Raw genomic sequence first — 24,317 nt, forward strand, 5'->3', positions numbered from 1 at the left:
GGCGGGGGCAGCGCACGATGCGGCGCGCCCTCGCCCGCGCATGCTTGGAGCGAGACAGTGACCCCGAAGAACACCCCGGATCCCCACGAGGACGACGCGATGGGGGTGCTCGTCGACGCCGCGTCCGTTGCGACCACCGGCATCGGCATCCTCGGCGGAACCGCCCAGGTGAGCGTCGTCATGCCGCGGGAGCAGGATGACGATCTCGCCGATGAGGAGGTCATCGATGGCGAGGTCGACGAGGCCGTCGTCGCCGACATCGTGCTGGAGGATGCCGTCGCCGTGGCGGTGGCCGCGCCGATCCCCGTTGCCGTCGACGAGGCCATCGCCGAGCCCGAGCCCGTTCTCGAGCCGACCGTGGCGTCCGCTCCCGCCCCCGTGAAGGAGGCCGCTCCCGTGGAGAGCCCGAAGAAGTCCCTCGCACCGCGTACCGCTCAACCGGAGGTGACGCTGGCGTCCAAGCGTCTCGGCGACCTGAGCGGTACCCACCGTGAGTCCGCTGATCTGCTCACGACCGACCGCCTGCTCGATCCGCATCGCGTGACGAAACCCGAGCCCGAAGGGGCCTGGAGTCATCTGCTGTACTCCGTCTCCGGCCGACGGATCAACATCGGTGACGGCCGTCGGGCCCGCGAGCGCAAGGCGCTCTCCGCCCGCATCGCCGCTCCGCTGCCCGGCGGAGCGCGGTTCGTGCCGGTTCTCTCCCGCAAGGGCGGAGTGGGGAAGACCGCGATCACGGCTCTGCTGGGCATGGCTCTGGCGGATGCTCGTGACGATCGGGTCATCGCGATCGACGCGAATCCCGACCGGGGAACGCTCGCCGATCGGATCGTGCGCCCGCAGCACACGAAGTCGGTGCGCGATCTCGTGCGCATCCACGATCAGGTGACGGGTTACCACGACATCTCGGCGGTCGTCGCACGCGATGCGACGCGGCTCGATGTGCTCGCATCGGACGCCGATCCGCGCATCGCCGAGGCCTTCGGCGACACCGACTACCGGGACGTGGCGGATCTGGCCGCCCACTACTACTCGCTCGTGCTCACCGACACCGGAACGGGCATCGTTCACCCGGTGATGGCAGCCACGCTCGACGTCGCCGACCGTATCGTCATCGTCTCGGGGCTCAGCGTCGACGAGGCGCGTCTGGCGTCCGAGACCCTGACCTGGTTGGAGACGAACGGGTTCGAGGATCTCGCGCACGACGCGATCGTCGTCCTCAACCATTCCACGCCCGGAACACCGCTCGTGCGGGTGAACGAGCTGGAGGCCCACTTCGCCTCCCGCGTTCGCAGCGTGGTGCAGATGCCCTACGACGCGCAGATCGCCGCGGGCGGTGTGATGGTGTTCGCGAACCTGCAGCCCGAGACGCGTCTTGCGGCGCGTCGGCTCGCTGCGTTGCTGGTCGAAGGACTGCGGGCGGAGGCATCCGCATGACCGTCCGTGAGATCCGGATCTTCGGCGATCCCGTGCTGCGCACCGTGTGCGCACCCATCAGCGAGATCGACGACGGCATCCGTGCCCTGGTGACCGACCTCGTCGAGACCGTGGAGCTGCCCGGGCGCGCCGGAGTGGCCGCGCCGCAGATCGGTGTCGCGCTGCGGGCGTTCAGCTACAACATCGACGGCGACATCGGCTACGTCATCAACCCCGTCCTCACCGAGGTGCGCGGAGAGCCCGCGCCCACGGGAGAGGGGTGCCTGTCGGTACCCGGCCTCTGGCACGACGCGCTGCGGTATCCCTGGGCTCGCGTCGAGGGCATCGACCTCGACGGTGCGCCGGTCGTGCTCGAGGGAGAGGGACTGCTCGCGCAGGCTCTGCAGCACGAGACCGATCATCTCGACGGCAAGCTGTACCTCTCGCGTCTCGATCCCGAGACGCGGCGCACGGCGATGCGCCAGGTGCGCGAGAGCGACTGGTTCTGACGCCGAGACCGGTTTGCGGACGAGAGGGCCCTCTGCGCGACGTGCGCAGAGGGCCCTCTCATCCGAAGGAGTGATCTCGGGGAGGGATCAGCCGCCGATCGCGACGTTGGTCGTCGACACCGGCTCGTCGTAGATCGCCGAGATCTCGTCCGCGAAGTCGTTCATGATCACGTTGCGCTTGATCGAGAGCTTCGGCGTGAGGTGGCCGGACGCCTCGGTCCACTCCGACTCGAGCACGGTGAACTTGCGGATCGACTCAGCGCGGGAGACGCGGGCGTTGGCGGCATCGACGGCACGCTGGATCTCGGCGCGCACGGCATCGTTCTTCGCGGCATCCGCGAGCGTCATGTCGGCGGCGAGCCCGTTGTTGGCGAGCCAGGTGGGCAGCATCTCGGAGTCGAGCGTGATGAGGGCCGAGATGAAGGGCTTCTGATCGCCGACGACGACGACCTGACCGATGATCGGGTTCGCGCGAATCGGGTCCTCGAGGGCCGCCGGGGCGACGTTCTTGCCGCCGGCGGTGACGATGATCTCCTTCTTGCGGCCCGTGATGGTGAGGAAGCCCTCCGCGTCGAAGTTGCCGATGTCGCCGGTGCGGAACCAGCCGCCCTCGCTGAACGCCTCCGCCGTCGCTTCCGGGTTGTTCCAGTACTCCTTGAACACGTTGATCCCACGGACTTCGATCTCGCCGTCGTCGGCCAGGCGCACGCCCACCCCGGGGAGCGCCGGGCCGACCGTGCCGATCTTCGACTTGTCCGCGAGGTTCACGGTCGCAGGGGCGGTCGTCTCGGTCAGGCCGTAGCCCTCGAGGATGACGACCCCGAGGCTGTGGAAGAAATGCCCGAGGCGCGGCCCGAGCGGGGCGGAACCCGAGACGGCGTAGGCGACGTTGCCGCCCATCGCCTCGCGCAGCTTGCTGTAGACGAGCTTGTTGAACAGGGCGAACTTCAGCTTCGTGCCGAACGGGATCTTCTTGCCCGCTTCGACGAGCTTGGAGTGCTCGATAGCGACATCTGCGGCCGCGCGGAAGATCTTGCCCTTGCCGCCGGCCTCGGCCTTCTGCTCGGCGGAGTTGTAGACCTTCTCGAACACGCGGGGGACCGCGAGCAGGAAGGTCGGCTTGAAGGATCCGAGCGCCGGGAGCAGCTGGCGGGTGTCGGGCTGATGGCCGGTGCGGACGCCGGCGTGGATGTCGAGGATCGAGATGAATCGCGCGAACACGTGAGCGGTGGTGATGAAGAGGAGCGTCGAGGCGCCCGGCACCTGCACGACCTCGTCCAGTGCCTTGGCGGAGTTGCGTGAGAGTTCGACGAAGTTGGAGTGGGTGAGGACGCAGCCCTTGGGGCGGCCCGTCGACCCGGAGGTGTAGATGAGGGTCGCGATGTCCGAACCCACGGCGAGCGATCGGCGACGTTCGATCTCGGCATCCTCGACCGGCGCGCCCTGGGCGGTGAGGGTATCGATGGCGCCGAGGTGAAGCTGCCAGATCTCGCGAATGAGCGGGAGGTCGCCGCGGACCTCGTCGACGCGCGCGAAGTGCTCGGGGGACTCGACGATCAGGGCGATCGCTCCGGAGTCCTCGAGGATCCACTGGATCTGCGACGGTGAGCTCGTCTCGTAGATCGGTACCATCACGGCGCCGGCGTAGAAGAGGGCGAAGTCGACGAGCGTCCACTCGTACGTGGTGCGGGCGAGGAATCCGACTTTCTCGCCGGGCTGGATGCCGGCGGCGGCGAAACCCTTCGCCAGCGCGATCACGGCGGTCTGGAAGTCGGCGGCCGAGATGTCGCGCCACCCGTCCCGGTCGGGGACGGCGAACAGGGCGCGGTCGGGAGTAGCGCGGACGCGTTCGACCAGAAGGTCGGCGACGTTCGCGTCGGGGTCGGCGGGGACGACGGCGGGAACTTCAAACTGGACCACGGCAGCTCCTTCGGTACCGGTCGGGTACGGGTTCCTCCCGAGTCTAGGGCATGACACCGGGTCGCACACCTGGTGGAACTGGGTCGCTTACGGGCAGTCGTTCCGAGGAAGTTTCCGGCGGAGTACGATCACGGCGCTAGACTCACGACGGTGTTCTACTGGCTGATGAAGTACGTCGTGATCGGCCCCGTGGTCAAGGCGATCTTCCGTCCCTGGATCGTGGGCCGCAAGAACGTGCCCGCGAGTGGTGCGGCGATCCTCGCCAGCAACCACCTCTCCTTCGCCGACTCGATCTTCCTGCCCCTGGTCATCGACCGGAAGATGTCGTTCCTCGCGAAGAGCGACTACTTCACGGGGCGCGGTCTCAAGGGATGGGCGACCAAGTTCTTCATGAGCGCGACCGGGCAGATCCCGATCGACCGGTCGGGAGGCAAGGCATCCGAGGCGTCGCTGAACACGGGGCTCCAGGTGCTCGGCGGCGGAGACCTGCTCGGCATCTACCCCGAGGGCACGCGCAGTCCCGACGGAACCCTCTACCGTGGGCGCACCGGCATCGCGCGGATGGCGCTGGAGGCGAAGGTTCCGGTCGTGCCCGTGATCATGGTCGACACCGATACGGCGATGCCGATCGGGCAGCGACTCCCACGGATCGTACGGGTCGGCATCGTGATCGGCGAACCGCTCGATTTCTCGCGTTACGCGGGGATGGAGAACGACCGGTACATCCTGCGTTCCGTCACCGACGAGATCATGGTCGCGTTGCAGCGGCTCGGGGAGCAGAAGTACGAGGACGTCTACGCGTCGACCGTGAAGGACCGGCTTCCGGTCCGCGTCACACGACGCTCCTGACGCCGACGACGCGCCGCGCGACCACTAGGCTGGGAGGATGCTCCCGCACGATATCGACGCCCTGGACGCGTGGCGCTCGCTCCCGATCAAGCAGCAGCCGCAGTGGCCCGACGCCGAGCGCGTCGCCGAGGTCTCTCGACAGATCGCGGCCCTGCCGCCGCTGGTTTTCGCCGGCGAGGTCGACAATCTCCGCGACCGTCTCGCCCGCGCGGCTTCCGGCCGCGCCTTCCTGCTCCAAGGCGGTGACTGCGCCGAGACGTTCGCCGGTGCGACCGCCGAGCAGATCCGCAACCGCATCAAGACGGTGCTGCAGATGGCCGTCGTGCTCACGTATGGTGCCTCGATGCCCATCGTCAAGATGGGCCGCATGGCGGGGCAGTTCGCCAAGCCCCGCTCGAGCGACTCCGAGACCCGCGGCGACGTCACGCTGCCGGCGTACCGGGGTGACATCGTCAACGGATACGACTTCACCGAGGGCTCGCGCCAGGCCGACCCGGGACGCCTGCTGCAGGGCTACCACACGGCGGCATCGACGCTGAACCTCATCCGCGCCTTCACGCAGGGTGGCTTTGCCGACCTGCGCGAAGTGCACTCGTGGAACAAGGGCTTCGCCCAGAACCCGGCGAACCAGCGGTACGAGCGCATGGCGGCCGAGATCGATCGCGCCATCAAGTTCATGGAGGCGGCCGGAGCCGACTTCGACGAGCTCAAGCGCGTCGAGTTCTTCACGGGTCACGAGGGCCTGCTCATGGATTACGAGCGCCCGATGACGCGTATCGACTCGCGCACCGACACGCCGTACAACACGTCGGCGCACTTCCTCTGGATCGGGGAGCGCACGCGCGACCTCGATGGGGCGCACGTCGACTACTTCTCGAAGATCCGAAACCCGATCGGGGTGAAGCTGGGGCCGACCACCACGCCCGAGACGGCTCTCGAGCTCATCGACAAGCTCGACCCGAACCGCGAGCCGGGGCGCCTCACGTTCATCACGCGCATGGGCGCCGGAAAGATCCGCGACGCGCTTCCCCCTCTGCTCGAGGCGGTGCGCGACTCGGGTGCGACCCCGCTGTGGGTCACGGACCCGATGCATGGGAACGGCATCACGACGCCGACCGGATACAAGACGCGTCGTTTCGACGACGTGGTCGACGAGGTGCGCGGGTTCTTCGAGGCGCACCGTGCCGTCGGCACCTTCCCGGGCGGCATCCACGTCGAGCTCACGGGCGACGACGTGACCGAATGCCTCGGTGGATCCGAGCACATCGACGAGGCCGCACTGGCGACCCGGTACGAGAGCCTCTGCGACCCGCGCCTGAACCACATGCAGTCCCTCGAGCTGGCGTTCCTCGTCGCCGAGGAGCTCGAGAAGCGCTGACACCGCATCATCGACGGACGAAGGCCGCACCCCGGATTCCGGTGGTGCGGCCTTCGTCCGTCGAAGCTTCCACATCCCGGGAACCGCGGATGCCGAGGCCTGAAGATCGATCAGAAGCCGCTGCTCCGGATCTGCAGAGTCACCTGAGCGCCTTTTCGGCGTTCGGAGTCGGGCGCGGGGTCCGTCCCCGACACTTCGGTGAAGTCATTCGGGAACGCGTTCCAGATGGCGTTCCACGTGGGTTCGAAACCCGCATCCCGGAGCGTCTGCGCGGCCTCGTCGCGGGTCATCCCCGTCACATCGGGAACCGGGAACAGCTCCGGACCCTTCGAGACGATGAGCTGGACGGTGTCACCGGGGCGCCAGTTGCCCTCTTCGGCGCGGTCCGAGACGCCGATCACGATGTCCTTCTCGACATCCGAGCTGAAGACGTACGACGACTCGCCGACGACGAGCCCGCGGTCGGTGAGGGTGGAGCTCGCCTCACTGACCGACATTCCCGACACGTCGGGGAACGTGCCCGCCGAGACGTAGAGCTCGATCGTGTCGGCTTCGAAGAGATCGCAGCCCTCGGCGCAGGCGTAAGCCTCGCCGCCGACTCGAGGGGTGGCGAAGGCGTTGATGACGGTGCCCTCGGCGGCATCGGAGAAGAGGACGACCGTCGTGTCCGCGACGTTCACATTGATGCCTGCGAGGTAATCGCGTGCATCCTCCTCGGCCCGCCCGTTGAGAGTCTCGACCGTGTGCGGGGTGGGTCCGGCCGAGACGATCACCGACACCACCGTCCCCTTGTCGAGGCGTTGGCCCTCTCCGGGATCCGTCTCGATGACCGTGCCCGGTTCGATGTCGAGCGAGAAGCGGTCCTCCTGCCGAGGGGAGAAGCCTTCGGCTGTCAGAGCATCCGCCGCTTCGTCGTACGTCATTCCCGCGACACCGGGGACCGCGACGAGCGAGCCGGGTCCGGAACCGAACCACCAGCCGACGCCGCCGGCGAGGACCGCGAGCAGAAGGACGAGGGTGAGGAGGAACGCGCCACGCGCGCGACGCCGTGACGCGCGACGACGCAGGAGCGTGGCGTTGTCCACCGCCTGTGGCACGGGGGCGACGGGGTCGGTGACGGCCACCGTCGCGGGCATGACCTTGGTGAGATCCCCGGAGTCGCTCGCGGATCGCACCGGTGGCGAGGTTGTCGCCGCAGCGGGGGAGACGCCGAGCTCGCGCTCGATCTCGCGCAGCCGGTCGAGCATCTGCTTCGCGTCGTCGGGACGCTCATCGGGCGACTTCTCGGTCGCCCACAGCACCAGTTCGTCGAGCTGCTCGGGCACCCCGGGGTTGCGGGCGCTGGGGCGCGGAACCGACTCGGTCGCATGTTGGAAGGCGATCTGCATCGGCTGCTCGCCCTTGTACGGCTGCTCGCCGACCAGCATCTCGTACAGCATGATGCCGAGGGCGTAGATGTCACTGCGGGCGTCGGCGGTGCCTCGGGTGACGAGCTCGGGAGCGAGATACGCGATCGTGCCCAGCAGTTGCTGACCCGTCGCCGTGTTGGCGGTGGTCGCGCGGGCGAGGCCGAAGTCGCCGATCTTGATGCGGCCGTCCTCGGCGAGGAGGACGTTCTCGGGCTTCACATCGCGGTGGACGATGTTCGCCCGGTGCGCGGCGGACAGCCCGGAGAGCACGGCATCCATGATCGTGATCGTCTGCGTGATCGTCAGACGCTTCTGCTCTCGCAGAAGTTCGCGCAGCGTGATGCCGGGCAGGTACTCCATCACGAGGTACGCGAGTTCGCCGTCCTGTCCCTGGTCGAAGACGTTGACGACGTGCGGATCGGCCAGCCTGGCGGCGGACCGGGCTTCCTGGATGAACCGGCTCTGGAACGCCGAATCGTCGCTGAGATGCGCGTGCATCACCTTGAGCGCGATGCGGCGCTCGAGGCGCAGATCGGTCGCGACGTAGACGGTGGCCATGCCGCCGCGGGCGATGCGAGCGCGCACGCGGTATCGGCCGTCGACAAGCCGCCCGATGAGGGGGTCGGCCTGCTGGTTGGTCGTCACGTCAGAATTCTATGGAGAACTGCCTGAAAGGCCGGGGAGCGCCTCACCCCTGAGGGCAACCCGATTTCAGAACGCGCGGTCACTGATACAGGGCGAGCCAGCGGTGCGCCGCCGTCTCCCACTCTCCGTAGCGGAGAGGATACGCAGAGATCTGAACGGCCTGGGCGGCATCCGTGAACGCCATCGACTCCCACCCGGGGACGTCGAGGAGCCCCCGGGTCGCCCGACCGTTCGGATCGCTCGGGCCGCCGTAGAACACGCGTGTGCTCCGCTCCGCATCTCGGATCTGCTCGGGCGTTCCCCAGCCGGTGCTCGGCCGCTGTTGGAAGATGCCGAGCGAGTCGCGGTCGCCCCCATCGAGGTTCCGCAGGTCGGACTCGACCATCCCCGTCGCCAGTGCGATCGCGATGCCGTGATCGGAGACGCCGAGCTCGCGCCCGATGCGGATGATCAGTGCGGCGTTCGCCGCTTGCTCGGGGGAGAGGTCTGCGGACTTCTGAGCGGGTGCGGCGTCGACGGCCGCGGGAGCCGCAGCAGGCGCGGGGGGCGTCGCCGGGGCTGCAGCGCTCACGGCGAGTGCTTGGCCGGGGTAGATGATCGAGGACCGGTCGAGCCCGTTCGCGGAGAGGAGGGTGTCGAGGGGGATGCCGTGACGCTGGGCGATCGCGAAGAGGGTGTCTCCGGCGGCGACCGTGTAGGTGGCCGGAGCGGCGGCGGGTGCCGGTGCCGGTGCCGGTGCGGGAGCGGCGGCGGGCGCTGCCGCCGGGGCGGATGCGGTGACCGCGAGGCTCTGGCCCGGGTAGATGATCGAGGAGCGGTCGAGCCCGTTCGCGGAGAGGAGGGCGTCGAGGGGGATGCCGTGGCGCTGGGCGATCGCGAAGAGCGTGTCTCCCGCCGCGACCGTGTGCGTCGCGGGTGCGGATGCGGGGGGAGCGGTGGCCGCGGGCGTGCTCGCGGCTGCCGGCGGCGCGTGGAGGCGTAGCTCCTGCCCGGGGCGGATCACGGAGCGCGCGTCGAGTCCGTTCCATGCGAGCACGTCCGCCGTACGCAGGCCGAAACGCTGCGCGATGGCGAAGATCGTGTCGCCTGGGGCGACGACGTAGTCGCTCGGTGGCGCTTCCGCCGGTGCGATGCGGTTCGGAACACCGTTGAGCCGAGCGGTGGACGAGGCGCCGGCAACCACATCCGCTCCGGCGGGAGCGGCCACCAGCACGCCGGCGAGTGCACCCAGGACGGCGGCCGGTAGGCCGAGCGTCGCGTACCGCTGGCGGCGGGAAGAGGTGTTCGGTGTCACGAGGGGCCCCCTTTTTGAACCCTGCCACGCTGACACGGAAGTAAACGGAAGTCAACAGGAGTGAAGCAAGTGACGGCTGTGAAAGAAAGCATCTCGACATGCACGTCCGGCCTCGAGATGAGATAGTTGCAGGGTGTCTGAGAACGTCGATGGAACCCCCGCCCTGGAGTGGCTGACGCTGCCCGATCTCGTCGAGGTGCTCGATGAGCCGCTCGGCAAGGTCCGCCGACTCATCGACGAACACCACCTGGTCGGTTCCCGTCGCACGGGCGTGTTCGCCGTTCCGTCGCTCTTCATCGTCGACGGGCGGCCGCTCAGTTCGCTGCGCGGAACGATCATCGTGCTGCAGGACGCCGGGTTCACCGATGACGAGCTCATCGACTGGCTCCTCACCGAGGAGGAGTCGATGGCGCGTTCGCCGATCGCGGCGCTGCTCGCCGGTCACAAGAGCGAGGTTCGTCGAATCGCCCGTACCCTCGCCTGAGGCGAGCTCAGCGCAGCCGTTCAGGCGGTGCGAACGGTCGCGGCGCGCGCGAGATCACGCAGGCCACTGACGGCGGCGTTGTCGAGACGTGCCCCGACCAGAGCGCGGTCGGCCTCGCGGGCGTAGTCCGCGATCATGGCTTCGACCCGATCCAGGGCGCCGGTGTCGCGGATGGTCTCCTGGAGGAAATCGACCTGCCGAGGCTCGAGCTCCGGGTCGCCGAGCATGTCGTCGACGACCCCGCGGGCGGGTCGGTCGAGGGCCTCGCGAGCGAGGGCGATCAGCACGGTGCGCTTGCCCTCGCGGAGATCGTCGCCCGCGGGCTTGCCGGTGACCGACTCGTCTCCGAAGACGCCGAGCACGTCGTCGCGCAGCTGGAAGGCCATGCCGACGGGGTGGCCGAAGCTCCGCAGGGCCGTCAGCTGTGGTGCATCCGCCCCTGCGAGCGATGCTCCGAGGACGAGCGGCTGCTCGATGCTGTATCTGGCCGACTTCAACGAGGCCACGCGGAGTGCGCGGTGCGCGTGTTCCGCGTCGTCGTTCACCCTCCACGCGGATTCCTCGGCGATGTCGAGGTACTGCCCGACCGTCACGTCCCTGCGCATGCGAGCGTACTCACGCCGCACCTCTGCGGCGTGAGCGTGGTCGGTGATGGCCGACTCGAGGAGGTCGTCGCTCCACGCCACGAGAAGGTCTCCGAGCAGCACCGCGCTCGCGCGCCCGAACGCCTCGGCGTCACCGCTCCACCCGGCGGAGCGATGCGCGCTCTCCAGGGCGCGATGCGCGGCCGGTCGGCCCCGACGCGTGTCGGAATTGTCGATGATGTCGTCGTGCACGAGCGCTGCCGACTGGAAGATCTCGAGCGCCGCGCACGTGTTCCAGAGTGCCTCGCCTTCGATCGCGCGAGGATGGGACGCGCGCGCGACCGCCTGCCATCCCGCGTGGCAGAATCGGGCGCGCAACCGCTTGCCGCCCATGAGCGTGTCGGCCGCGGCGTCGATGAGAGCGACGGCATCGGGGCCGTACTCGCTCGAATCGGCGCGCATCCTCTCGACGAACTGCTCCAGGCGGGAGGCGACGGAATCGACGATCACGGCGGGGGAGGACACGACTCCCAGCATACGTAAAGCAACGAGGGGGCGAACGGCTAGCCTCCGAGCGCCGGTCGCGCGTAGAATGGAACGCACGATACCCGAGGGGGACGAAATGCCACTCTCCGAACAGGAGCAGCGTCTGCTCGACGAGATGGAACGCCATCTCCTCCACAATGACGCCGACGTCGTGAGCGCGCCTTCGGGCGATCGCGCACTGAGCTATCGGAACCTCGTCTACGGGGCTCTCCTGGTGCTCGCGGGAGTCGGCGGTCTGGTCGCCGGCGTGATCGTGGGCGATGTCTGGGGAATCGTCATCGGCGTCGTCGGATTCGCCGCCATGCTGGCCGGCGTCATGCTGGCGGTCACCCCCGTGCGCCGCTCCGCACCCGCCGCGACTCCTTCCGAGGAGCCGGACACCAAGCGGCAGGACTCCGCGTCCTTCATGGACCGCATGAACGATCGATGGGATCGCCGCCACGAAGGGAACTGACCCCACTTACTTCTGAAGGCCCGGATGCTCTGAGCATCCGGGCCTTTTTCGTGCTCTGCGCGTCTCTCGGCGTTCCCTCTGCCCTCCACCGCCCCTCCACTGGCGCTCCACCCTCCTCCACCGCGGAATGACGCGGAACTTCGGCCCCCGCGGACGAGTTCGGTGCGAGAATGCTCGGAATAATCGTAGGAATGTGGAGGGAAGTGGAGTAAAGTGGGGCGCACCTCGAGTTGGCCGGACGGAGAGGGGGTGATGGCTGATGTTGCTGGGGACGCATTCTCCGAAGCTGGACGACAAGGGACGGGTCATCCTTCCCGCGAAGTTCCGCGAAGATCTGGGTGGCGGCATCGTCGTCACCCGGGGTCAGGAACGCTGCCTCTACGTCTTCAGCACGGCCGAGTTCGAGGCGATGCACGAGCGGATCCGCCAGGCTCCGCTCGCGAACAAGCAGGCGCGCGACTTCATGCGCCTGTTCCTCTCCGGTGCGAGTGCGGAGATGCCCGACAGCCAGAACCGCATCACCATCCCGCCGCACCTGCGTCAGTACGCGGGCCTGCAGAAGGAGCTCATCGTCACCGGAGTCGGCGCCCATGCCGAGATCTGGGATGCCGAGAGCTGGAACGCCTACCTCGCCGCCGGCGAGGAGACCTACGCCGATCTGGAGCAGGAGGTGATTCCGGGCCTGTTCTGACCACGGCTGTGATGCCCCGCCGCTCCCGCCCCGACACACTTCCCCGGTGCCGGGTCGCGAAGCGGAGGGGGATCAGAGCCGAAGGTCACCCGAGAGAGATCATGAACCTCCGAGACATCCACACCCCTGTTCTGCTTGAGCGCTGCGTCGAGTTGCTCGCTCCCGCCCTCCAGGCCGACGGAGCAGTGCTCGTCGACGCGACGCTGGGAATGGGCGGGCACGCAGAAGCCTTCCTCGAGCGCTTCGACAACATCCGTCTCATCGGTCTGGACCGAGACACCGATGCCCTGCGGATCGCAGGGCAGCGGCTGGAACGCTTCGCCGACCGCATCTCCCTCGTCCACACGGTGTACGACGAGATCGGACTGCACGCGCAGGGCGCCTCGGGCATCCTGTTCGACCTGGGCGTGTCGTCGTTGCAGCTCGACGAGGCCGACCGTGGCTTCGCCTATTCCAAGGACGCGCCGCTCGACATGCGGATGGACCAGACCAAGGGCGCCACAGCCGCCGACGTCATCGCGACCTACAGCGAGGGCAACCTCCGCCGCATCTTCGAACGTTACGGCGAGGAGAAGCTCGCCGGTCGCTACGCCCGGTTCATCATCGACGCACGGCAGAAGAAGCCGATCACGCGTTCGGCCGAGCTCGTCGACATCCTGCAGGCCGCGACGCCCGCGGCCGCGCAGCGAGCCGGCCACCCCGCCAAGCGCGTCTTCCAGGCGCTGCGCATCGAGGTCAACGCCGAGCTCACGGTGCTGGCGGATGCCATCCCGCCGGCCATGGACGCACTCGGTGTCGGCGGGCGCATCGTCGTCATGTCCTACCAGTCCCTCGAGGACCGCCTGGTCAAGCAGGCGTTCGCCGCCGCGTCCGCATCGACGGCTCCGAAGGGGCTTCCCGTCGAACTGCCCGAGCACGCCCCACGATTCCGCGTGCTCACCAAGGGAGCCGAACTCGCCGACGAGGCGGAACGCGCCCGCAATCCGCGAGCCATCCCGGTGCGTCTGCGGGCGGCCGAGAAACTTCGGGAGACCGCATGAGTGCCCCCGCCGTCGTCCGTCGCCCGGTGCAGCCGGTCGCTCCGAAGACCACGTCCCCGCGCCGACTCCAGCCCGTCACCGCTCCCGCGACGCGCCGCAAGCCGAAGCTCGCCTACGCCCTCGTCGCATTCGCCGGCGCGCTGCTCATCGGCGGTGCGCAGATCGCGCTCTCCCTGGCGATCACCCAGGACTCTTTCACCCTGGCCGGCCTCAGTTCCCAGCAGCGCGAGCTGGACCTCCAGGCGAGCGCCCTGCAGGAGGAGCTCCTCGGTCTCAGTTCTCCACAAGAGCTGGCGACCGACGCCGCGGCGCTCGGAATGGTCGTCGCGGGCTCGCCGTCGTATCTTCGCCTGAGCGACGGCGCGGTGTTCGGCACGGGAGCCGGAGCCGATTGGACATCGACCGTCGATCCGAACGGTGCGGGTGCTGTCAGCAACGCACTGATCGTTCCCCCGCCCGCCGCGGAGGACGCGGCGGCGGAAGGAGATGCGGAAGCCCCCGCCTCCGGCCAGGATCTCCCGCCGGCCATCACCGACGGCCTGCCCAGCCCCACGACGCACTGACCACGAACTGACGGAGAGATTCCATGACGACACGCGCCACACGCGGACCGCGGCGACGCACTGTCGTCGCTCTCGCAGTGATCCTCTCCGTGCTGGCGGCGTTCGTCGTACGACTCGTCGACATCCAGGTGGTCAGCGCCGACGCGCACGTCGCCGACTCGCAGAGCTACATCGGTGGAAGCAACACGATCACCGGTCAGCGGGGCGCGATCGTCGACTCCGCCGGCATCCCGCTCGCCGAGAGCGTGCTGGTCTACGACACCGAGCTCAGCCCGCTCGTGATCACGCAGCTCGAGGAGAAGGAGCCCGAACTGCCGTGGGCCGAGGCATCCGAGAAGATCGCCGCGATCACCGGGCAGACCGGCGACGAGGTGCGAAAGCTCGTCGCCGACGCTCTGGCCGTGAACCCGAAGAGCCAGTACGTCGAACTCAAGAAGTCCCTCACCACCGAGCAGCACATCGAGCTGCGCGACCTCAAGCTCGCCTACCTCCACCAGACGGCGCGCGAGACGCGCGTCTATCCGAACGGGGCAGTGGCGGGGAACATCGTCGGCTTCCTCAACGGCAGCGGCGAAGCGCAGGCGGGCATCGAGAAGATGGACCAGTCGTGCCTCGCGCCGACGGATGGCGCGAAGACCTACCGCCAGGGCAAGGACGGCGTCGTCATCCCCGGCAGCGAGAAGATCACGGATGCCGTCGACGGCGGCACCGTGCAGCTCACGATCAACAGCGACCTCAACTGGTACCTGCAACAGATGATCGCCGAGGAGGCGCAGGCGCAGGGCGCGAAGGGCGGCACCGTCACGGTCGTCGAGGTCAAGACGGGCAAGATCCGCGCCGCAGCGGAGTGGCCTTCGCTCGACCCCAACGACCTCGACGGCGCGAGCCCGGCGTCGTGGGGGAGCCAGATCTTCCACCGCGACTTCGAGCCCGGTTCGACGTTCAAGGCCATCACCGCCGCAGCCGTGATGGAGGGCGCGGGCGTCACGCCGTTGAGCACCGTGAGCGCCGCATCGAAGGAGACCTTCCCGAACGGGGCCGTGATCAACGACGCCTTCACCCACCCGGCCTACAACTACACGCTCGCCGGTGGTCTGATCGACTCCTCCAACGTGGCGCTGTCGAAGTTCGGAACCATGGTGAGCCCCGAGGTGCGCTACGACTACCTGCAGCGTTTCGGCGTCGGGGAGGACACCGTCGGGTTCCCCACCGAGGTCTCCGGCATCCTGCACCCCGTCAGCGAGTGGGACAGCCAGTCGCTGTACACGACGACGTTCGGTCAGTACTTCACGGTCACGGCCGCGCAGGTCGCCGGCGCCTACCAGGCGATCGCGAACGGGGGAGAGAAGATCGATCTGTCGCTGGTGGAGTCGTGCACGCAGCCCGACGGCACGGTCGTCGCGTCCGACGAGCCGCGGCACGAGCGGATCATCACCGAGCAGACCGCGTCGGACCTGACCCGGATGCTCGAGAACGTGGCCGTGCAGGGCGGCAATGCCGATCGCATCCAGGTTCCCGGGTACCGAGTGACGAGCAAGACCGGTACCGCGCAGGTTCCGGACGGCAACGGCGGCTACAAGGCCGGTGTGTACTTCACCAGCATGGTCGGGTTCGCCCCGGTCGACGACCCGCAGTACGTCGTCGTGGTCACCCTCGACGAGCCGACTAAGGTTGTATCGTCCGCGGCAACCGCATCCGCCTTCCAAAAGGCGATGACGCAGGTGATGAAGACCTATCGCGTGATGCCGTCCTCGACTCCCATGGACGAGTTGCTGCCCAAGTTCGAATAGCCGGCGAGAGCCGCGCCTGGAGATGTCATGATCGCCCTGTCGCTCGCTGAGATCGCCGAAGCCATCGGCGGTGAGCTGCGCCTCGCCGGAACCGATACGGCCGGCACCGTCGTCGACGGAACCGTCGACACCGATTCCCGCACCATGGGTCCGCGTTCGATCTTCGTCGCGAAGCCCGGAGCCGAGACCGACGGCCATCGCTTCGTCGGATCCGCCGTCGAGGCCGGGGCCGCGCTCGCGATCGTCGAGCACGCGGTCGACGTCGAGGTGAGCCAGATCGTGGTGGCGGATGCCGTCGGCGCGCTCGGCGCGCTCGCTCGCGAGGTCGTGCGCCGAGTGCGGGAGAAGGGCGACCTCAAGATCATCGGGATCACCGGCTCGAACGGCAAGACGACCACCAAGAACTTCCTCGCGCGCATCCTGTCGGACGAAGGGGAGACCGTCGCCCCCGTCAAATCCTTCAACAACGAGGTGGGCGCGCCGGTCACGATGTTGCGCGTGACTGACACCACGCGTTTCCTCGTCAGCGAGTTCGGCGCAGCTGCGCCCGGCAGCATCGCGCATCTGGCCGGCCTCGTCGAGCCGGACATCGCGGTCGTTCTGATGGTCGGGATGGCGCATGCCGGCGGGTTCGGCGGCATCGAGGAGACGGCGAAGGCCAAGTCCGAACTCGTCGCCGCCGCCAGGACGACCGGCACGGCCGTGCTCAACGTCGACGACGCGCGCGTCGCGGCGATGCGCGAGCTCGCGGAATCCCGGGGGATGCGCGTGGTCGGATTCGGGCAGAGCCCGGCGGCCGAGGTGCGTGCGCACGACATCGAGGTCTCGGCCTCGGGAACCCGGTGCGTCATCGAGATCGGGGGACGCCGCATCCCTCTCGGTCTCCGAGTACTCGGCGCGCACCACATCACCAACGCCCTGGCTGCGATCGCCGCCGCGGGAGTCCTCGGCGTGTCCGCGGAAGACGCCGTCGCTCGACTCGAGACCGTCGAGATCGCGGAGCGCTGGCGCATGCAGCCCCTCGGCAACGAGCGCGTGCGCATCATCAACGACGCCTACAACGCGAGTCCGGACTCGATGGCGGCCGCTCTGCGCACCCTCGCGCAGATCACCGGCCCCGACGAACGCACCGTCGCCGTCCTCGGCGCCATGAGCGAGCTCGGTGAGAGCGCGGGGGAGGAGCACGACCGTATCGGTCTGCTCGCCGTGCGCCTCAACATCCGCCGCATCGTGGTCGTCGGCCCCGAGGCCCGCCGCCTCTACCTCTCCGCCGTGGGCGAGGGGTCGTGGGACAGCGAAGCCGTGCACCTGCCCGATCAGGAAGCCGCCTTCGAATACCTGCGTTCCGAGCTGCGCGACGGCGATCGCGTGCTCGTGAAGTCGTCAAACTCCGTGGGCCTCCGGCATCTCGGCGATCGTCTGGGAGAATTGTTCTCGTGAGGTCACTCATCATGGCGGCGGCGATCTCGCTCGCCTTCACTCTTTTCCTGACTCCCGTCTTCCTGCGGCTCTTCCGCAAGTGGGGCTGGGGGCAGGTCATCCGTACCCCCGAAGCGCTCGAGAATCCGAGCCACGAGGCGAAACGCGGCACACCGACGATGGGCGGTGTGATCTTCATCATCGGCACCATCGTCGGGTATTTCACCGGCGTGTACGTCGGCGGCGCGGTGCCCGCGCTCTCGGCCCTCCTCGTGATCTGGCTCATGATCGGTTTCGGAGCGGTCGGCTTCATCGACGATTACATGAAGGTGCGCAGCCAGCGCAGCCTGGGGCTCTCGGGCTGGCGCAAGGTGATCGGCCAACTCCTCGTGATCATCCCCTTCGGGATCGTGGCACTGAACTTCCCCAACAAATTCGGTCAGACGCCCGCCAGCGAGTCGATCTCGCTGTTCCGCGACATCACCTGGCTCAACCTCTTCGCCTTCGGTGTGATCGTGGGCTGGGCCCTCTACCTCATCTGGATCGCCGTGATCGGGGTCGCGACCTCGAACAGTGTGAACCTCACGGACGGGCTCGACGGCCTCGCTGCCGGCGCCGGTGTCATCGTCGTCGGTGCTTACAGCCTCATGGCGTTCTGGCAGTACAAGCAGCCCTGCGTGGGCGAAGGCGTCGACATGGGCGCCCTCGCCGGCTGCTACGAAGTGCGCGACCCGTTCAATCTCGCCATCATCGCCGCGTCCTTCGCCGGCGCCCTCATCGGGTTCCTCTGGTGGAACGCGCCGAAGGCCAAGGTGTTCATGGGCGACGTGGGTTCCATGGCCATCGGTGGCGTCATCACCGCCCTCGCGATCCTGACCCGTACCGAACTGCTGCTCTTCGTGATCGCAGGCGTGTTCGTGCTGTCCTCCGGATCGGTGATCCTGCAGCGCGCGTACTTCAAGCTCACGCGCGGCAAACGTCTGTTCCTCATGAGTCCCTTCCACCACCATCTCGAGATGCGCGGCTGGGCGGAGGTGACCATCGTCGTCCGACTGTGGATCATCGCGGGTCTCCTCGCGGTCTCCGCCGTCGGGCTCTTCTACGTCGAATGGCTCACCCGTGTCGGTTGACGAGCGGCTGCGCACCCTTACCAGCTGGAACGCCGACTGGAAAGGACTGAGGGTCGCGGTCCTCGGACTCTCGATGACCGGGTTCTCGGTCGCCGACACCCTCACCGAGCTCGGCGCCGACGTCCTGGTGCTCAGCGAGTCCGCCGACGAGGAGTACGAGCGCCTGGTCCCCGTGATCGGCGCGCGTCTCGAGATCGGATCGCTCGCGACGGTGCCCGCAGCCCTCACCGACTTCGATCCCGAGGTGGTCATCGCGTCGCCCGGCTTCGCGCCCGCGCACCCGATCATCCGGTGGACGCAGGATGCCGGGATCGCCCTGTGGGGCGACATCGAGCTCGCCTGGCGCGTGCGCGACAAGGTCGTGCGCGACGACGGAACTCCGGCCGAGTGGGTGCTCATCACGGGGACCAACGGCAAGACGACCACGACTCAGCTCACCGCGGCGCTGCTCGTCGAAGGCGGGCTACGCGCCGCGCCCTGCGGCAACATCGGCGTACCGGTGCTCGATGCCGTGCGCGACCCTGCGGGATTCGACGTCTTCGTGGTCGAGCTCTCCAGCCATCAGCTCTGGTATCTCGGGCTCTCGCAGCCGGAGGGCGAACTCTTCCCGCACGCCGCCGTCTGCCTCAACCTCGCCGACGACCACCTCGTGTGGCACGGCAGCGCCGAGGCGTACCGCGCCGCGAAGGCGCTGGTCTATCGCAACACCCGTGTCGCGTGCGTCTACAACAAGGCCGATGAGGCCACCCGACGCATGGTCGAGGAGGCGGAGGTCGTCGACGGAGCCCGCGCGATCGGCTTCGACCTGGGAACGCCCGGACCCAGCGACCTGGGAGTCGTCGAGGGCCTGCTCGTCGACCGCGCCTTCCTCGACGACCGCGCCCGCAGCGCGCTCGAGATCACGACGGTCGCCGACCTGCAGCGGGTCGGCCTCGCGGCTCCGCACATCGTGCAGAACATCCTCGCCGCGAGCGCTCTCGCGCGCTCGCTCGGCGTCGAGCCCGAGGCGATCCACTCGGCCCTCGAGTCGTTCCGGCTCGACGCGCACCGCATCCAGGTCATCGCTACGCACGCGGGCATCACCTGGATCGACGACTCGAAGGCGACGAACCCGCACGCCGCGGCTTCCTCGCTGCGCGCCTACCCGGGCTCGGTGTGGGTCGTGGGGGGAGATCTGAAGGGCGTCGACATCGCCGATCTCGTCGCGAGCTCCGGCGGGACGGCACGCGCCGCGGTCGTGATCGGGGTCGAACGCGCCCCCGTCGTCGCGGCATTCGAACGACACGCGCCGACGGTGCCGGTGTTCGAGGTGGATGCTGGCGACACTGGAGATGTCATGAATCGTGTCGTGGAGATCGCGGCGGGGATCGTCGACGGCGAGGGCACGGTTCTGCTGGCCCCGGCGGCGGCATCCTTCGACCAGTTCACCAGTTATGCGGATCGTGGCCATCGCTTCGCCGAGGCGGTGCGCACGTGGATCGACCGGGGGAGTGCCGATGACGCAGGTGGCTCGCCCTCCGCGTTCTGAGTCCGGCGGTCTCGCCGCTCGGGTCTCGCTCGGGCGCCGGTTCACACCGGTGTCGACCGAGTTCCTGCTGATCGCCTCGACCGCTCTCCTCCTCACTCTCTTCGGGCTCGTCATGGTGCTCTCGGCGACGAGCGCCACCGCCGTCGCCAACGGTTCCAACCCGATGAGCGGCGCACTGCGTCAGGGGATCTTCGCGATCCTCGGCATCCCGCTGATGTTCCTGATCAGCCGATTGCCGGTGCGCTTCCTCAAGAAGCTCGCCTGGCCGGCTCTGTTCGGAGCGGTCGCACTCCAGCTCCTGGTCTTCACCCCGCTCGGCGTCGCCGACGGCGGAAACCGGAACTGGATCCAGATCGCCGGAACCCAGATGCAGCCCTCCGAGTTCCTCAAGCTCGCCCTCGCGCTCTGGATCGCCTACGTGCTGCTTCGCAAGCACGCGATGCTCGGCACGTGGCACCACGTCTTCATCCCGGTGGTGCCGGTCGGCGCGCTCGCGATCGGCACGGTGCTCGCGGGTAAGGACCTCGGTACCGCGATGGTGCTGGTCCTCATCCTCCTGGGGTGCCTCTTCTTCTCCGGGGTCAAGCTGCGACTGTTCATCATCCCGGTGATCCTGGGTGTCGCCGCGGTCCTCGCCTACGCTCTCTCGAGCGCCGACCGCATGCGGCGCATCACCGCCAACTGCGACGACATGGCCCTCTACAACACGGACTGCTATCAGTCGATCCACGGCATCTGGGGGATGGCCAACGGCGGCATCTTCGGTCTCGGACTCGGCAACTCGCAGGAGAAGTACGGCTGGCTTCCTGCTCCGGGCAACGACTTCATCTTCGCGATCGTCGGCGAGGAACTCGGTTTGATCGGATGCATCGTCGTGCTTGCCCTCTTCACGTTCTTCACCGTCGGCGCATTCCACGTCATCCGCAAGACGGACGATCCGTTCATCCGCGTGGCGGCGGGCGGGATCACGGTCTGGATCGTCGGACAGGCCGTCCTCAACGTCGGCGTCGTCGTCGGGCTGTTCCCGGTGATGGGCGTTCCGCTCCCGTTCATGTCCCAGGGCGGCACCGCCCTCCTCGCCGTGCTCCTGGCATGCGGTGTACTTCTCGCCTTCGCCCGCACGCTCCCGAGCGGCGAGAAGCAGGAGATCGCGTCGCGGGTCCCAGCTCGCGGGGTGCGCGCAGCACGCCGGGGTAGGGTCTCGGAGTGACTTCGTACCTTCTCGCCGGCGGTGGTACCGCCGGTCATGTGAACCCCCTGCTCGCCGTCGCCGATGGGCTGGTCGCGCGTGACGCCGACGCCACCGTCCTCGTTCTCGGAACGGCCGAGGGGCTCGAGGCGCGTCTGGTTCCCGAACGCGGCTACGAACTGCTCATCGTCGACAAGGTGCCGTTCCCGCGACGCCCGAACCGACAAGCGCTGGGGTTCCCGCAGCGCTTCCGCCGCGCGATCGCGCAGGTGCGCCGTCACATCCGCGCCCACGGCGTCGACGTAGTCGTCGGCTTCGGCGGATATGCCTCGGCCCCGGCCTACGTCGCCGCGCGCCGTGAGGGCGTCCCGTTCGTGGTTCACGAGGCGAACGCCAAGCCGGGTCTCGCGAACGTGCTCGGTGCGCGGGGCGCGGCCGCGGTCGGCGTCGCTTTCACGGGAACACCGCTGCGCCGCAGTGAGGTCGTCGGTATGCCCCTGCGTCGCGAGATCATCGACCTGGACCGTGCGGCGACCCGTGTCGAGGCCGCGCGGTACTTCGATCTCGATCCCGATTCTCCCGTACTGCTCGTCTTCGGTGGATCGCTCGGAGCTCAGCGCCTCAATGAAGCGTTCGCGGACGCCTGGGGCGACGTGCTCGCGGCCGGGTGGCAGCTGCTCCACGTCACCGGCGAACGCAGCGACCTCGCGGACCCCGGGGTTCCTCGCTACGCGATGCGGCGCTACGTCGATCGGATGGACCTCGCCTTCGCCCTCGCCGATCTCATCGTCTCGCGCTCGGGCGCCGCGACGGTCAGCGAGATCAGTGCGCTGGGGATCCCCGCGCTGTACGTTCCGTATTCCGTCGGCAATGGCGAGCAGCGACTGAACGCAGCATCCGCCGTCGCCGCGGGGGCCGCCCGGCTGCTCGACGACGCGACCTTCGACGGTGACGCCGTGCGCCGGGAGGTCGTGCCCCTGCTGGCGGATCGCGTGCGCCTGGCGCAGATGGCCGACGCCGCGGAGAAGGCGGGAACGCGCAGCGGTACCGAGAACGTCATCGCCCTCGTCGATCGTTCCCTGCACGCCCGGAAGTAGACTGAGCACGACATGATCAGACCTGACCTCTCCCTGCCGATTCCCGATTCGATCACCGCCGCGCACTTCATCGGCATCGGCGGTTCGGGCATGAGCGGCCTGGCCCGGATGTTCCTCGACGCGGGTATCCGCGTCTCGGGATCCGACCGGGCCGACAGCGACAACCTGCGGGCGTTGGCGGCCGCCGGCGCGACGGTGCACGTCGGGCACGACGCCGCCCACCTCGGCGATGCCGACACCGTCGTGCACACCGGAGCGATCTGGCCCGAGAACCCCGAGTTCGTAACCGCGAAGGAGCGGGGGCTCCATGTCATCCATCGGTCCCAGGCGTTGCACTGGCTGATCGGCGACCGTCGACTGGTCTCGGTCGCGGGGGCACACGGCAAGACGAGCTCCACCGGGATGATCGTCACGGCGCTGCGCGATCTCGGAGCGGACCCGCACTTCGTCAACGGCGGAGTCATCGAGCAACTCGGGGCGTCGAGCGCAACGGGATCGGGCGACCTCTTCGTGATCGAGGCCGACGAGTCCGACGGCACGTTCCTGCTCTACGACACGGCGGTCGCACTGATCACCAACGTCGACCCCGACCACCTCGACCACTTCGGCTCGGAGGAGGCGTTCCACGAGGCGTTCGTCCGATTCGCGGATGGTGCGTCCGAGGCGGTCGTGATCTCCAGTGACGACGCGGGAGCCCTCCGCGTGGGTGCGGACCTCTCTCACCCCCGGGTGATCACCTTCGGCCTGGCCGAGGATGCCGATCTGCGTGTGACCGAGATCGAAACCGCCGGCGGGGTCGCCGCCACGCTCACGCGCGACGGTGAGAGCGTGCGCATGCAGCTCGCCGTCCCCGGCGTGCACAACGCGATCAACGCGGCCGGGGCGGTCGCCGTACTCGGCGCGCTCGGCTATCCATTCGTGGACGCCGTCCGTGCGATGGAGGGTTTCGCCGGTACCGTTCGTCGCCTGGAGCTGCACGGTATCGCCCGGGGCGTGAGCGTCTACGACGACTACGCGCATCACCCGACGGAAGTCCGAGCGGCGCTCGAGGCGATGCGCGGCATCGCCGGATCCGGCCGGCTGATCGCGATCCAGCAGCCCCACACGTACTCGCGCACCCAGCACATGTACCAGGAGTTCGCCGACGTGCTCGAGACGTACGCCGACCACACGGTGATGCTCGACGTCTACGGCGCGCGGGAGGATCCGGTGCCCGGAGTCACGGGCGAACTCGTGAGCGGCGCGTTCCGTGATCCCTCGCACGTGCACTTCGTCGCCGATTGGCAGCAGGCGTCGGATTACACCGCGACGGTCGCGCGCGACGGCGACGTCGTGGTGACCCTCGGCTGCGGGAACGTCTACCAGATGATCCCTCAGGTGCTGGAGGCGCTGAGCCGGACCGACGGGGCGTAGCAGGTGCGTCGTCCAGCTCCGCTTCCGACCGATCGGCCGAAGGAACCGGGTGACGGCGCGAGCCCGTCGACGCCGAGGTCACGACCTCGCGCGCCGCGAGAGGCTGAACCGATCGACGCGGAGACGACGCCGGAGGGCGCCGATCCCGGCGGAGAAGCAGGAGCGGATGCGTTGAGCGATGCGCCGACCGATGCATTCGGCGATACGCCGACGTCCACGCACGACGTCTGGCGCGCGGCCCGCGCTCGTCGCAAGGCGCTGCGGGCGGAGATCCGCCGCTTCACCCAGCGTTCCCGTCGGCGACGCATCGTGGGGTGGAGCCTCGTCGGCGCCCTCCTCCTGCTGGTGGGTGGCAGCGTCGCGGCCGCCTACAGCCCGCTCTTCGCCGTCGAGAAGATCACGATCGTCGGTGCCACCACCCTGGACCCCGCTGCCATCGAGTCGGCGCTCGGCGACCAGATCGGCACGCCGCTCGCACTCGTCGACAGCAGTGAGATCAAAGCGGCGCTCATCGGCTTCCCGCTCATCGAGACCTACGCGCTCGAGGCTCGCCCGCCGCACGATCTGACGGTGCGCATCGTCGAGCGCACCCCGGTGGGCGTGCTCCGTTCGGATGCCGGGTACACGCTCGTCGACGCGGCGGGTGTCGCGCTCGCGACCACGACGGACCAGCCGGAAGGGCAGCCCCTCCTCGACATCGCGGGCGGCACGGATTCGACTGCTTTCGAAAGCGCCGGCCTCGTCGTGCGCTCGCTCCCGGCGGACGTCCGCGGACAACTGACGGGTGTGCGGGCGACCACCGCGGATGACGTGACGTTGACGTTGAGCAGCGGACTGACCGTGGTGTGGGGGAGCGAAGACGAGTCGGCCACGAAGGGCGTCGTGCTCGCGCGGGCACTCGCCGCGAACCCCGGCGCGGGAACGATCGACGTCTCCTCCCCGAACGCCGCCGTCGTCGGCTGACGACAT

Annotated in this window: 21 protein-coding genes; 17 read left to right on the forward strand and 4 right to left on the reverse strand. The window is 68.5% G+C overall.

The annotated features are described in order from the left end of the window. The first annotated feature begins 57 nt into the window (after positions 1-57). Both ACIPVN_RS00265 and def read left to right on the forward strand, forming a co-directional pair. Positions 58-1,437 carry a MinD/ParA family protein gene (locus ACIPVN_RS00265; RefSeq protein ID WP_400438056.1) on the forward strand — a complete coding sequence of 460 codons (1,380 nt, stop codon included), beginning with the start codon at positions 58-60 and terminating at the stop codon, positions 1,435-1,437. Continuing rightward, positions 1,434-1,925, forward strand: a complete 492-nt coding sequence (def, locus tag ACIPVN_RS00270) for a peptide deformylase (protein WP_400438058.1) — start codon at positions 1,434-1,436, stop codon at positions 1,923-1,925. Before ACIPVN_RS00265 ends, def begins: the two co-directional genes overlap by 4 nt. Positions 1,926-2,012: 87 nt before the next feature. Here def and ACIPVN_RS00275 read toward each other — a convergent pair whose 3' ends face one another. Further along, a complete protein-coding gene (locus ACIPVN_RS00275) occupies positions 2,013-3,845 on the reverse strand; it encodes an AMP-dependent synthetase/ligase (protein ID WP_400438059.1) in 1,833 nt (610 codons plus the stop codon). Positions 3,846-3,995: 150 nt separating this feature from the next. Between ACIPVN_RS00275 and ACIPVN_RS00280 the strand changes: the two genes are divergently transcribed. Both ACIPVN_RS00280 and ACIPVN_RS00285 read left to right on the forward strand, forming a co-directional pair. Then, positions 3,996-4,694 carry a 1-acyl-sn-glycerol-3-phosphate acyltransferase gene (locus ACIPVN_RS00280; RefSeq protein ID WP_247622072.1) on the forward strand — a complete coding sequence of 233 codons (699 nt, stop codon included), beginning with the start codon at positions 3,996-3,998 and terminating at the stop codon, positions 4,692-4,694. A 37-nt stretch (positions 4,695-4,731) separates the two neighbouring features. Then, positions 4,732-6,072, forward strand: coding sequence for a class II 3-deoxy-7-phosphoheptulonate synthase (locus ACIPVN_RS00285; protein WP_247622073.1), 1,341 nt, complete (start codon positions 4,732-4,734; stop codon positions 6,070-6,072). 110 nt (positions 6,073-6,182) lie between these two features. Here ACIPVN_RS00285 and pknB read toward each other — a convergent pair whose 3' ends face one another. Beyond that, on the reverse strand, positions 6,183-8,126 hold the full coding sequence (pknB, locus tag ACIPVN_RS00290; protein WP_400438061.1) for a Stk1 family PASTA domain-containing Ser/Thr kinase: 1,944 nt from the start codon (positions 8,124-8,126) through the stop codon (positions 6,183-6,185). A 79-nt stretch (positions 8,127-8,205) separates the two neighbouring features. Then, positions 8,206-9,420, reverse strand: coding sequence for a LysM peptidoglycan-binding domain-containing protein (locus tag ACIPVN_RS00295; protein WP_400438063.1), 1,215 nt, complete (start codon positions 9,418-9,420; stop codon positions 8,206-8,208). 133 nt (positions 9,421-9,553) lie between these two features. Between ACIPVN_RS00295 and ACIPVN_RS00300 the strand changes: the two genes are divergently transcribed. Next, positions 9,554-9,904, forward strand: a complete 351-nt coding sequence (locus tag ACIPVN_RS00300; RefSeq protein ID WP_400438065.1) for an Rv2175c family DNA-binding protein — start codon at positions 9,554-9,556, stop codon at positions 9,902-9,904. A gap of 20 nt (positions 9,905-9,924) precedes the next feature. On the opposite strand, the gene ACIPVN_RS00305 is transcribed toward ACIPVN_RS00300, so the two are convergent. Continuing rightward, on the reverse strand, positions 9,925-11,025 hold the full coding sequence (locus ACIPVN_RS00305; RefSeq protein WP_400438067.1) for a polyprenyl synthetase family protein: 1,101 nt from the start codon (positions 11,023-11,025) through the stop codon (positions 9,925-9,927). Positions 11,026-11,110: 85 nt separating this feature from the next. On the opposite strand from ACIPVN_RS00305, the gene ACIPVN_RS00310 reads away from it, so the two are divergent. The 12 genes from ACIPVN_RS00310 to ACIPVN_RS00365 all read left to right on the forward strand — a co-directional run bounded on the left by ACIPVN_RS00310 (position 11,111) and on the right by ACIPVN_RS00365 (position 24,311). Next, positions 11,111-11,488 (forward strand): DUF3040 domain-containing protein, encoded by a 378-nt coding sequence (locus ACIPVN_RS00310; protein ID WP_400438069.1) that lies wholly within the window; start codon positions 11,111-11,113, stop codon positions 11,486-11,488. Positions 11,489-11,747: 259 nt separating this feature from the next. After that, positions 11,748-12,179, forward strand: a complete 432-nt coding sequence (gene mraZ / locus ACIPVN_RS00315; RefSeq protein WP_247622079.1) for a division/cell wall cluster transcriptional repressor MraZ — start codon at positions 11,748-11,750, stop codon at positions 12,177-12,179. A gap of 101 nt (positions 12,180-12,280) precedes the next feature. Further along, positions 12,281-13,219, forward strand: coding sequence for a 16S rRNA (cytosine(1402)-N(4))-methyltransferase RsmH (gene rsmH / locus ACIPVN_RS00320; protein WP_400438072.1), 939 nt, complete (start codon positions 12,281-12,283; stop codon positions 13,217-13,219). Then, entirely contained in the window at positions 13,216-13,782 is a 567-nt protein-coding gene (locus ACIPVN_RS00325) for a hypothetical protein (RefSeq protein WP_400438074.1), read from the forward strand. Before rsmH ends, ACIPVN_RS00325 begins: the two co-directional genes overlap by 4 nt. 23 nt (positions 13,783-13,805) lie before the next feature. Next, complete coding sequence (locus tag ACIPVN_RS00330) at positions 13,806-15,572, forward strand: peptidoglycan D,D-transpeptidase FtsI family protein (protein ID WP_400438076.1); 1,767 nt, start codon at positions 13,806-13,808, stop codon at positions 15,570-15,572. Between the two features lie 27 nt (positions 15,573-15,599). Further along, positions 15,600-17,012 carry a UDP-N-acetylmuramoyl-tripeptide--D-alanyl-D-alanine ligase gene (gene murF / locus ACIPVN_RS00335; protein ID WP_400438078.1) on the forward strand — a complete coding sequence of 471 codons (1,413 nt, stop codon included), beginning with the start codon at positions 15,600-15,602 and terminating at the stop codon, positions 17,010-17,012. Then, a complete protein-coding gene (gene mraY / locus ACIPVN_RS00340; protein WP_247956414.1) occupies positions 17,009-18,121 on the forward strand; it encodes a phospho-N-acetylmuramoyl-pentapeptide-transferase in 1,113 nt (370 codons plus the stop codon). The genes murF and mraY overlap by 4 nt, the downstream gene beginning before the upstream one ends. Beyond that, positions 18,111-19,649 carry a UDP-N-acetylmuramoyl-L-alanine--D-glutamate ligase gene (gene murD, locus ACIPVN_RS00345; RefSeq protein WP_400438080.1) on the forward strand — a complete coding sequence of 513 codons (1,539 nt, stop codon included), beginning with the start codon at positions 18,111-18,113 and terminating at the stop codon, positions 19,647-19,649. Before mraY ends, murD begins: the two co-directional genes overlap by 11 nt. Then, entirely contained in the window at positions 19,618-20,859 is a 1,242-nt protein-coding gene (gene ftsW / locus ACIPVN_RS00350) for a putative lipid II flippase FtsW (protein ID WP_400438082.1), read from the forward strand. Before murD ends, ftsW begins: the two co-directional genes overlap by 32 nt. Continuing rightward, complete coding sequence (locus ACIPVN_RS00355; RefSeq protein ID WP_400438084.1) at positions 20,856-21,935, forward strand: UDP-N-acetylglucosamine--N-acetylmuramyl-(pentapeptide) pyrophosphoryl-undecaprenol N-acetylglucosamine transferase; 1,080 nt, start codon at positions 20,856-20,858, stop codon at positions 21,933-21,935. Before ftsW ends, ACIPVN_RS00355 begins: the two co-directional genes overlap by 4 nt. A gap of 12 nt (positions 21,936-21,947) precedes the next feature. Then, positions 21,948-23,348: a UDP-N-acetylmuramate--L-alanine ligase gene (gene murC, locus ACIPVN_RS00360; protein WP_400438086.1), complete on the forward strand. Its 1,401-nt coding sequence runs from the start codon at positions 21,948-21,950 to the stop codon at positions 23,346-23,348. A gap of 171 nt (positions 23,349-23,519) precedes the next feature. Further along, positions 23,520-24,311 carry an FtsQ-type POTRA domain-containing protein gene (locus ACIPVN_RS00365; protein WP_400438088.1) on the forward strand — a complete coding sequence of 264 codons (792 nt, stop codon included), beginning with the start codon at positions 23,520-23,522 and terminating at the stop codon, positions 24,309-24,311. Positions 24,312-24,317: the final 6 nt, after the last annotated feature.

This window comes from Microbacterium sp. NPDC090003 (genome assembly GCF_044748385.1).
GTDB lineage: Bacteria > Actinomycetota > Actinomycetes > Actinomycetales > Microbacteriaceae > Microbacterium.

Coding starts and splice junctions, on each gene's coding strand:
- def (WP_400438058.1), top strand. CDS start 1,434: ATGACCGTCCGTGAGATCCGGATCTTCGGCGATCCCGTGCTGCGCACC.
- ACIPVN_RS00285 (WP_247622073.1), top strand. CDS start 4,732: ATGCTCCCGCACGATATCGACGCCCTGGACGCGTGGCGCTCGCTCCCG.
- ACIPVN_RS00305 (WP_400438067.1), bottom strand. CDS start 11,025: ATGCTGGGAGTCGTGTCCTCCCCCGCCGTGATCGTCGATTCCGTCGCC.
- ACIPVN_RS00310 (WP_400438069.1), top strand. CDS start 11,111: ATGCCACTCTCCGAACAGGAGCAGCGTCTGCTCGACGAGATGGAACGC.
- mraZ (WP_247622079.1), top strand. CDS start 11,748: ATGTTGCTGGGGACGCATTCTCCGAAGCTGGACGACAAGGGACGGGTC.
- rsmH (WP_400438072.1), top strand. CDS start 12,281: ATGAACCTCCGAGACATCCACACCCCTGTTCTGCTTGAGCGCTGCGTC.
- ACIPVN_RS00325 (WP_400438074.1), top strand. CDS start 13,216: ATGAGTGCCCCCGCCGTCGTCCGTCGCCCGGTGCAGCCGGTCGCTCCG.
- ACIPVN_RS00330 (WP_400438076.1), top strand. CDS start 13,806: ATGACGACACGCGCCACACGCGGACCGCGGCGACGCACTGTCGTCGCT.
- murF (WP_400438078.1), top strand. CDS start 15,600: ATGATCGCCCTGTCGCTCGCTGAGATCGCCGAAGCCATCGGCGGTGAG.
- ftsW (WP_400438082.1), top strand. CDS start 19,618: ATGACGCAGGTGGCTCGCCCTCCGCGTTCTGAGTCCGGCGGTCTCGCC.
- murC (WP_400438086.1), top strand. CDS start 21,948: ATGATCAGACCTGACCTCTCCCTGCCGATTCCCGATTCGATCACCGCC.